The 8,892-nt window shown below is 68.8% G+C and carries 7 protein-coding genes; all 7 read right to left on the reverse strand.

All coding sequences use genetic code 11. The features are described 5' to 3' along the window. Positions 1-10 precede the first annotated feature (10 nt). Positions 11-769: a triose-phosphate isomerase gene (gene tpiA / locus VLI41_RS08585; RefSeq protein WP_325267657.1), complete on the reverse strand. Its 759-nt coding sequence runs from the start codon at positions 767-769 to the stop codon at positions 11-13. Continuing rightward, positions 766-1,092: a hypothetical protein gene (locus VLI41_RS08590; protein WP_325267658.1), complete on the reverse strand. Its 327-nt coding sequence runs from the start codon at positions 1,090-1,092 to the stop codon at positions 766-768. Before VLI41_RS08590 ends, tpiA begins: the two co-directional genes overlap by 4 nt. After that, positions 1,089-1,967 (reverse strand): HAD family hydrolase, encoded by an 879-nt coding sequence (locus VLI41_RS08595; protein WP_325267659.1) that lies wholly within the window; start codon positions 1,965-1,967, stop codon positions 1,089-1,091. The genes VLI41_RS08590 and VLI41_RS08595 overlap by 4 nt, the downstream gene beginning before the upstream one ends. Continuing rightward, positions 1,949-3,427 carry a glucose-6-phosphate dehydrogenase gene (zwf, locus tag VLI41_RS08600; RefSeq protein WP_325267660.1) on the reverse strand — a complete coding sequence of 493 codons (1,479 nt, stop codon included), beginning with the start codon at positions 3,425-3,427 and terminating at the stop codon, positions 1,949-1,951. The genes VLI41_RS08595 and zwf overlap by 19 nt, the downstream gene beginning before the upstream one ends. A 59-nt stretch (positions 3,428-3,486) precedes the next feature. Further along, complete coding sequence (gene gnd, locus VLI41_RS08605; protein ID WP_325267664.1) at positions 3,487-4,479, reverse strand: phosphogluconate dehydrogenase (NAD(+)-dependent, decarboxylating); 993 nt, start codon at positions 4,477-4,479, stop codon at positions 3,487-3,489. Between the two features lie 10 nt (positions 4,480-4,489). Continuing rightward, positions 4,490-7,342: a bifunctional transaldolase/phosoglucose isomerase gene (locus VLI41_RS08610; RefSeq protein ID WP_325267661.1), complete on the reverse strand. Its 2,853-nt coding sequence runs from the start codon at positions 7,340-7,342 to the stop codon at positions 4,490-4,492. Beyond that, positions 7,342-8,892, reverse strand: a 1,551-nt coding sequence (locus VLI41_RS08615) for a transketolase family protein (RefSeq protein WP_325267662.1), incomplete at its 5' end; no start/stop codon positions are given. The genes VLI41_RS08615 and VLI41_RS08610, both read right to left, overlap by 1 nt.

Here is an 8,892-nt window from a genome sequence, read left to right on the forward strand (position 1 = left end):
GCGAGCGGCGCTAGTCGTACACGGTGGTGATCGCCAGGAACTCCGAACAGATGAGGCTGGCGCCGCCGACGAGCAAGCCATTCACATTCTCGACGGCCGCGAGGCCCGCCGCATCGGACGGGGTCACCGATCCTCCGTAGAGAAGGCGCGCGACGGGCCCTTGCGTCGGTAGGATCTTGCTGAGCGCGGCTCGAATGGAAGCGTGCGCAACTGTCACCTCGCGAAGCGTCGGCGTGGCGCCGGCGCCGATCGCCCAGATGGGCTCGTAGGCGACGACGACCTCGGCGAAGTCGGCCCGAGGCGGAACGGAGTTGGCGACCTGGCGATCTAGCACGGCGAGCGCGCAGCCCTCGTCGCGTTGAGCCCTCGTCTCGCCGATGCAGATGATCGGGACCAAGCCGGCGCGGATTGCGGCCTCTGCCTTTGCGCGGGTGGTCGCGTCGGTCTCGCCGTGATCCACACGGCGCTCGGAGTGGCCAACGATGACGAAGGCGGCGCCTGCGTCTCTCAGCATCTCTGCCGAGATGTCCCCGGTATGGGCGCCACATGGTCGCTCGTGGCAAGATTGCCCTCCGATGGCGACCGGCGATCCGGCGCAAATCTGGGCGGCTGCAGCTATCAAGGTCGCCGGCGGGCAAACCACGAGATCGCACTCCGAGGCCGCGCCCTCCCGCACCGCCATCGACACCGTCGAGATCTCTTCCAGCGCGGTCTTGAGGCCGTTCATCTTCCAGTTCGCCACGATGAGCGGGCGCGTGACTCCGCTCATGGCGCCTCTCGCGCATCGGCCGCGGCCGACGCGGCCGCATAGATGTCCATCGCTGCGCGCAGCATGTGGAGCGCCTCGGCCCTCGGCCGCTGGAAGGAGTTGCGGCCCAGAATGGAGCCGAACCCGCCGCCGGCGTGAATCGAGCGAATCTCGTCCGGCAGCCTGTGCTCGTCGAACTCGGCCGCGCCGCCCGCCACCGGTCGAACCACCAGCTTGCCGGCGCCGCCCGGGCGGCCGTGGTTCAACAGACGGGCCAGATTGCTGAGCGTTCCCGGGTCATCGGCGCCGTACCAGCTGAGGATATCTCGGATGCGCGGAGTCACGCGTGTCCTCCCGTGGGCGCTGCGGCTGGGCTGAGCACGAACCGGCGCACCGCCTTGGCGAAGCCGTCGTTTTCGTTGGTGTCGGTGCTCGCGTCCGCCTGAGCCTTCACCTCGGCCGCGGCGTTCCCCATGGCGATGGAAAAGCCCGCTTGAGCGAACATCGCCACGTCGTTGATCATGTCTCCGATCACCGCGGTCCGACGAAGATCGACGCCGATCCGTTGGCAGAGGCCCCTGACCGCCTCGCCCTTGTTGGCCTTCGGGTGGGTGATATCGAGAGCGTACGTCTGGGAGCGGTTGATCGTCACCGTCGCGCCCAAGAGCTGTCGGGCTGCGGCCTCAACCGACGCCAGCAGCGCCGCGTCGTCCGAGACGCCGACCAGCTTGTCGATGCGCCCGATCACGTCGTCGAAGTTGTCCACCTGCGTTGGGCCGTAGCCGAGCGCGCGCCGCTCTCTCGGCGCCCAGGCCGAGGTCGGGTCCCGCACACGCCAGTCGCCGTCCGCATAGGCCCACGCGTCGACATGCCGGGCCGACAGCAGGGCCAGCATCGTCCGCGCCGCCTCCTGTGGCAGGCGGTGGGCCTCGATGAGCGTCAGGCTGGGCGCCACAAGGCTGCCGCCGTTGAAGGCGGCGAACGGCAGGGTGATGTCGAGTTGTTCGACGATCGGCGCCATGCCCCTGGGGGGACGACTGGAGACGATGGTGAACCCGACCCCCGCCTCGCCCAGACGGCGCACCGCATCGATCGCAGCGGGCGTCAAAATCTTGTCGGGCGTAACCAGCGTCCCATCGACATCGGCGATCAGCAGCGCGATAGCGCCGCGGGCCGCTGGTCCAGGCTCCGAGACAATGGTCATCCGATAGGTCGCCATGCCCGGCCATCCCGGGCCATGAGATCGTCCGCTTGCCGCGGCCCCGCCGAGCCGGCGGCATACCCGTGGACCTTGCCGGCATCTTGCCCGACCTGCAGGAACGGCTCCACCGCCCGCCAGGCAAACTCGATCTCCCGGGCGCCGGCGAATTGGGTAGGGTCGCCGATCATCGCGTCATAGAGCAGCGTCTCGTATCCGTTGGCGGGCGCGGCGGCAAAATAGTCGGCGTAGCGGAAGTCCATGCGGACCGGTGCGAGCTCGACGTCGGGCCCTGGCCGCTTCGCCTCGAACGCCAGCGAGACGCCCTCGTGCGGCTGGATCTGCAGGATCAGCGTGTTGGCGGCCGGCGGGCCCGCGACCGGGCCGAACAAATGCCCAGGGGCCCGCCTGAAGCGGATGGCGACACTGGTATCTCGCGCCGCCAGGGCCTTGCCGGTGCGCAGGTAGAAGGGCACACCCGCCCACCGCCAGTTGTCGATCGTGAATTTCAACGCGACGTAGGTCTCCGTGTGGCTGCGCGCCGCCACCCGAGGCTCGTGTCGGTAGTCTGCGACCTCTCGGCCGTTCACCCGGCCGACGCGGTACTGTCCTCGCACGGAATTGGCTGAAGCTTCGCTCAGCGACTGGAGCTGCACAGCCTCCACGACCCGGGCCTTCTCCGCCCGTACGGCATCGGCCTCGAAGGTGTTCGGCGTCTCCATGGCCGTCATCGCGAGCAACTGGAACAGGTGACTGGGGACCATGTCGCGCAAGGCGCCGGCGCGGTCGTAGTAGCCGCCGCGTCCCTCCACCCCGACGGTCTCGCTGGCGGTGATCTGGACGTGGTCGATATGCAGTCGGTTCCACACGGGCTCGAAGACGCCGTTGGCGAACCGGGTCACCAGGATGTTGCGGACGGTCTCCTTCCCCAGGAAGTGGTCGATCCGATAGACCTGATGCTCGTCCAGGCATTTGCCGACGCGGGCGTTGAGCGCCTTGGCGGAGGCGAGGTCGGTTCCGAACGGCTTTTCGATCACCACCCGACGAAAACGCGCGTTCGCCTCGCGGGTCAGGCCCGCCGCCGCGAGACGCTCGACGATGTCGCCGAAGAACCGCGGGGCCACGGCGAGGTAGAACAACACATTGCCGCCGCCTTCGCCGCCCAGCGCCTCAAGGCGCGCGGCGAGCGCCGAATAGGTGGCCGGATCCTCGAACTCCCCCGCTTGGTAGAACAACCGCTCTTCCAGCCATTTCCAAGCCGCGGCCGCGGCCTTCGTCGGACGGGACGTCCCCTCTCCGTCGGCGCCGGGCCCACGCAGGAACGCTCCGAGGCCGTCGGCGAACGCGGCGTCGCCCTTGGCCTTGTGATCGACGCCAAGCACCTTGAAGGCCTCGTCCAGGCCTCCGCCCTCGGCGAGATTGCAGAGCGCCGGCGCCAGCAGGCGCTTGGCCAGGTCGCCGCCCGCGCCGAAGATCACCATCACGCACGGCGGGGCCGGCCGCGCGATGCGCCGCGCCTCCGCCGCGTGAGGCCTGGCGGTCATCCTCCGCTCACCGGTTCCACGTGGCCGCCAAATCCGAACCGCATGGCCGACAGCAGCTTCTCGCCGAAGGTGTGGGCCTCGCGGGAGCGGAAGCGCGCAAACAGCGCCGCGGCCAGCACCTCAGCCGGCACCGCTTCCTCGAGCGCCGCTTCGATGGTCCAGCGGCCCTCGCCGCTATCGGCCACGGCGCCGGTGTATTCCTCGAGCTTGGCGTCCCCCGCGAGAGCCTGGGCGGTGAGGTCCAGAAGCCAGGAGGAGATGACGCTGCCGCGCCGCCACACCTCGGCGATATCGGGCAGGTTGAGATCGAAGCGCTCGTCCTCCGCCAAGGCCTCGGAGGCCTTGTTCTTCAGGATGTCGAAGCCTTCGGCATAGGCCTGCATCAGGCCGTACTCGATGCCGTTGTGGACCATCTTGACGAAATGGCCTGCGCCTACGGGCCCGGCGTGGATATAGCCCTGCTCGGCGCGGGGGTCGGACCCGGCGGGCCGGCGGGTGCGGGGGATCTGGCCCGGGCCGGGGGCGAGGGTGGCGAGGATCGGCTCGATGCGTTCGACCGCCGCCGGTTCGCCGCCGACCATCATGCAGAACCCGCGATCCAGCCCCCAGACGCCGCCGGAGGTGCCGACATCGACATAGGCGAGGCCCCTGGCCCGAAGGGCCTTCGCCCGGCGGATATCGTCACGGTAGAACGTGTTGCCGCCATCGATCACCGTATCGTCGGCCGACAGCAGCTCACCGAGCGCCTTGATCGTCGCGTCCGTCGGCTCGCCGGCCGGCAGCATCACCCAGACGGCGCGGGGCGAATGCAGCTCAGCGACCAGCTCCGCGAGATCGCTCGCGCCGGCCGCGCCATCCTGAACGAGCTTGGCTACGGCCGCCGGGTCGCGGTCATACACCACGCATTGATGGCCTCCGGCCATCAGCCGTCGGGTGATGTTGCCGCCCATGCGGCCGAGTCCGATGACGCCCAACTGCATGGCCCGTATCCTCGATCCATCAACTCAGGGAGCGCTCGACGGCGCGCGCCATTTGCCGCAAGCCGACCTCGACATCGGCGCCGAGATCGAGCCGCAGAACGCGCCGTCCGCGGTCCGCCAGGACCTCGAGATCGCCAGCCGCCTGGGCGGCTTCGACAACGCCGAAGGTCAGGTGGCGGCCCGGCACGTCGATGTCGTCGGCGGGCTGGGCGGTGATCTCCAGGAACACCCCCGTGTTGGGGCCGCCCTTGTAGGCCTGTCCGGTGGAATGCAGGTACCGCGGCCCGAAGCCCAGAACCGTGGCCAGTTTCTTGCGGCTTCGGATGAAGCTTCGCACCTCCTGCAAGGCGGCGATGTGCTCGGGGCTGCGATCCAGATAGGCGAGCAGTCCGATGTAGTCGCCGTCATGGGCGCGACGGAAATGCGCCGCGAGAATAGCTTCGACAGCCGCGCCCGACGCGGACTGCCGAAGGGCGTCGGCGTTACGCGGATCGGCAAACAAGGCGAGCCCGTCGCCTCGCGAGAACGGCTCGGCCGGCGGGGCGTGTCCAACCTCCTCGTAGGCGTCGGTCAGCGCGCGGGTTCTGGATTTGCTGGCCTCGACGTCGGGCTGGTCGAACGGATTGAGACCGATCACCGCCCCGGCGATCGCCGTGGCCATCTCCCAGCGGAAAAACTCCTGTCCGAGCGTGTCGCGGCTGGCCAGCGCGATGCGCACGACCGGATGACCTCGGTCCACCAGCGCGTGGACGAGCGTGTCCCGTTCCCGCTCGGGCTCGCCGGCGAGCCGAATGTCGACGAAGAGCCGGTCGGGGCCATAGACCTCCCACGCGCCGCAAGGCTCGGCGTCGACGGGGACAAGGCCCCGCCCGCCCTTGCCGGTGGACTCGGCGAGCAGCTGCTCCAGCCAGGCGCCTAGGCCCGCGATCCCTTCGGACGCCAGGATGGTGACCTTGTCGCGACCAGATTTCGCCGCGACCCCCAGCACCAAGCCCAGCTGGACGCCAGGGTTCGCCAACGGCGGGACGCTGGGTCCGCATGAGCGCGCCATGACCTGGCTCGCACGCAGGAAGCCGCTCAGGTCGAGGCCGATCACCGCAGCGGGGACCATGCCGAAATTGGTGAGCACGGAATAGCGGCCGCCGACCTCGGGAAGGCCCGGGAATATCCGGCGAAAACCTTGGCGGCTGGCGATCTGGTCGAGCGGCGAGCCGGCGTCGGTGATGGCGATGAAATGGCGGGATGCCTCGGCCTCGCCCAGCGCCGCGGTGGCGACCGCGTGGAAATAGCGGTGCAGCAGGTCGGGCTCCAGGGTCGAGCCCGACTTGCTGGCGACGATGAACAGGGTTGTGGCGGGATCGATCTGGGCTTCGACGCGGCGGATCTGAGCGGGATCGGTGGAGTCCAGGACCAGCAGCCTCGGAAACCCGGGCTGCGCCCCGAACGTGTCGGCCAGAACTTCGGGCCCCAGGCTCGAGCCTCCCATTCCCAACAGCACCGCGTGAGCGAACCGACCGGCCTTCACCTCGGCCTGGAAGGCCTCCAGGGCGGCGAGATCGACCGTCGCTCCCTGCGCCGCGGCGAGCCAGCCCAGCCCGTCGGCTTCGTCCGAGCCGGTCCACAGGGTCGGATCCTTGGCCCAGAGGCGTCGGCTCCATCCTTCCGCCCGCGCCCGCTCCGAGCCCTCGTCCACCGCCGCCTTCAGCTCCGGCGGCAAGGTGATCGTCTGCCGGTTTTGCCGATCGCCCAGGATCTCGGCGCGTTTTTGCGCCACAGCGGCCAGCAGCTTGTCGAACGCCTCGGCGAATTGGCGAACGCCATCGACCACCAGGCGATCGGTGACGCCGTTCAGGTCCAGGTCCCGGCGCTCGGCGAGCGCCAGGATGGCTTCGGCCGCGTCCAGATCTTCGGTCAGACTGGGCCGCACGGTCCCGTGGTCGCGGAAGGCGTCAAGAGTCTTGACCGGCATCGTGTCGATGGTGTCCGCGCCGATCAGGTTCTCGACATACAGGATGTCGGAAAAGGCCGGATCCTTGGCGCCGGTGGACGCCCATAGCAGCCGCTGCGGCGCAGCTCCCGCTGCGGCGAGCGCCTTCCAGCGCGGCGTTTCGAGCGTTTCCTGATAGCGACGATAGGCGATCTTGGCGTTGGCGATGGCCACTTTCCCACGCAGCGCCTTCAGATCCGCTGCGTCCGAGCCCGCACCCGCTGCAAGTCGCCGGTCGATCTCCTTGTCGATCTGGGTGTCGATACGGCTGACGAAGATGCTGGCCACGCCGCGGACCCTTGCGATGTCGCCGCCGGCGGCTTTGAGCGCCTCCAGCCCGGCCATATGGGCGTCCGACACCGCCAGGTAGGCGTCGAGGCCAAACAGCAGAGTGACGTTGACGTTGACGCCTTCGGCGATCAGTTGGCGGATCGCCGGCGTTCCAGGAGGGGTCCCGGGCACCTTGATCATCACGTTGGGGCGATCCACCGCGCGCCAGAGGCGCCGGGCCTCGGCGATCGTGGCTTCGGTATCCATCGCCAGATAGGGCGAAACCTCCATGCTGACATAGCCGTCCGCGCCCTCGAGACGATCGTAGACGGGGCGGAACTGGTCGGCGGCAGCCTGGATGTCGGCGATGGCCAATCGCTCGTAGAGTTCGCCGGCCTCCAGATCGTCGTGCGCGAGCGCCGCCTTCAGACGATCATCGTAGTCGCCACCCTCCCCGATCGCCTTCTCGAAGATCGAGGGATTGGAGGTCATGCCCTTCAGGCCATCCTCGTCGATCCAGCGCTTCAGCTGGCCGTTCTCCATGATCTTGCGGTGGAGGTAGTCGAGCCAGATGGACTGGCCGGCTTGCGACAACTGAAGCAGCGGATTGGTCATCAGAGGCCCCTCTCGATCGGGTCCTTGCCTTGCGCGAGCTGCCGCCGAGCCGCCGCAAGAACGTGTTCGACCGTGAAGCCGAACTTGGTTTGCACCGCCCGGATCGGGGCCGAGGCTCCGAAACTGCGCATGGCGATAATCTCGCCGGTGGGACCGACGTAGCGGTCCCACCCCAGGGCGGCCGCTTCTTCGACGGCTACTCGCGCAGAAACCTCCGGCGGAAGGACCGCGTGGCGGTAGCCATCGTCCTGGTCTTCGAACAGTTCCCAGGACGGCATCGAGACGACCCGCACATTGACGCCATCGGCGGCGAGAACCTCATAGGCCTGCACGCATAGGGGCACTTCGCTGCCGGCGCCGATGAGGATGAGCTCCGGCGGCCGGCGGTCGGTGTCGGCAAGCACATAGGCGCCCCGCGCCACGCCGGCCGCCGCGGCATATCGGGTTCGGTCGAGGATGGGCAGCGCCTGGCGCGTCAGGATCAAGCAGGCCGGGCGCGCCGACTGGGCAAGGATGACCCGCCAGGCCTCGGCGGTCTCGTTGGCGTCGCCGGGGCGCAGCGTGATCAGCCCCGGTATGGCGCGCAAGGCGGCGAGCTGTTCGATCGGCTGGTGCGTCGGCCCGTCTTCGCCCAGGCTGATGGAGTCGTGACTGAAGATGAAGACGACCGGCAGCTCCATCAAGGCGGCCAGACGCGTCGGTGGGCGCATGTAATCGCTGAAGATCAAGAAGGTGCCGGTGTAGGGACGCAGGCTGGACAGCGCCAAGCCGTTGGCGATGGCGCCCATGGCGTGCTCGCGGACACCAAAGTGCAGATTGCGTCCGCCGTAGCTCGCCGCTTCGAAATCGCCGGCCCCATCGAACTCCAGGCGGGTCTTCGTGGAGGGCGACAGGTCGGCCGAGCCGCCGATCAGCCAGGGCAGTCGCTTCGCCACGGCGTTTAGCGTCCGGCCCGACGCCTCGCGAGTGGCGATCCCCTTGGGGTCCGCCGGGAACATCGGGATATCCGCGTCCCAGCCCTCAGGAAGCTCACCGGCCCGCATGCGCCGGAGCTCCTCGGCCAGCGCCGGTTCGGCCGCGGCGTAGGCCGTGAACGCACGCTCCCACGCGGCCTGCAGCTGGGCGCCCCGTTCGCCCAACGTCGCATCGAAGCGTTCGCGCACGGCGTCGGGCGCCAGGAATTGCGCGTCCTCGGGCCAGCCATAGGCGCGCTTGGTCAGCCGAACCTCCTCCTCGCCCAGGGGGTCGCTGTGGATCTTGGAGGTCCCCTGCTTGTGGGGCGAGCCGTAGCCGATGACGCTCTTGACCTGGATCAGCGTCGGCCGGTCGTGCGTGCTTTGGAAGGTCTCGACCGCGCGCGCGAACGCCTCGCAATCGTTGGCGTCCTCCACCGCGATCGTCGCCCAGCCGTAACCCTGAAAGCGCCGGATCACGTCCTCGCTGAACGCCAGCTCGGTGTGGCCCTCGATGGTCACTGAATTGTCGTCGTAGATCCAGCACAGGTTCGAGAGCTTCAGGTGCCCGGCGAGGGAGGCCGCCTCGCCGCTGAC

It is taken from the genome of Phenylobacterium sp., assembly GCF_035475775.1.
Classification (GTDB): Bacteria; Pseudomonadota; Alphaproteobacteria; order Caulobacterales; family Caulobacteraceae; genus Phenylobacterium.

Bases quoted from the DNA above. Each gene is read 5' to 3' on its own strand.
- tpiA (WP_325267657.1), bottom strand. From the start codon at position 769: ATGAGCGGAGTCACGCGCCCGCTCATCGTGGCGAACTGGAAGATGAAC.
- VLI41_RS08595 (WP_325267659.1), bottom strand. From the start codon at position 1,967: ATGGCGACCTATCGGATGACCATTGTCTCGGAGCCTGGACCAGCGGCC.
- zwf (WP_325267660.1), bottom strand. From the start codon at position 3,427: ATGGTGATCTTCGGCGCGGGCGGCGACCTGGCCAAGCGCCTGCTGGCG.
- VLI41_RS08610 (WP_325267661.1), bottom strand. From the start codon at position 7,342: ATGACCAATCCGCTGCTTCAGTTGTCGCAAGCCGGCCAGTCCATCTGG.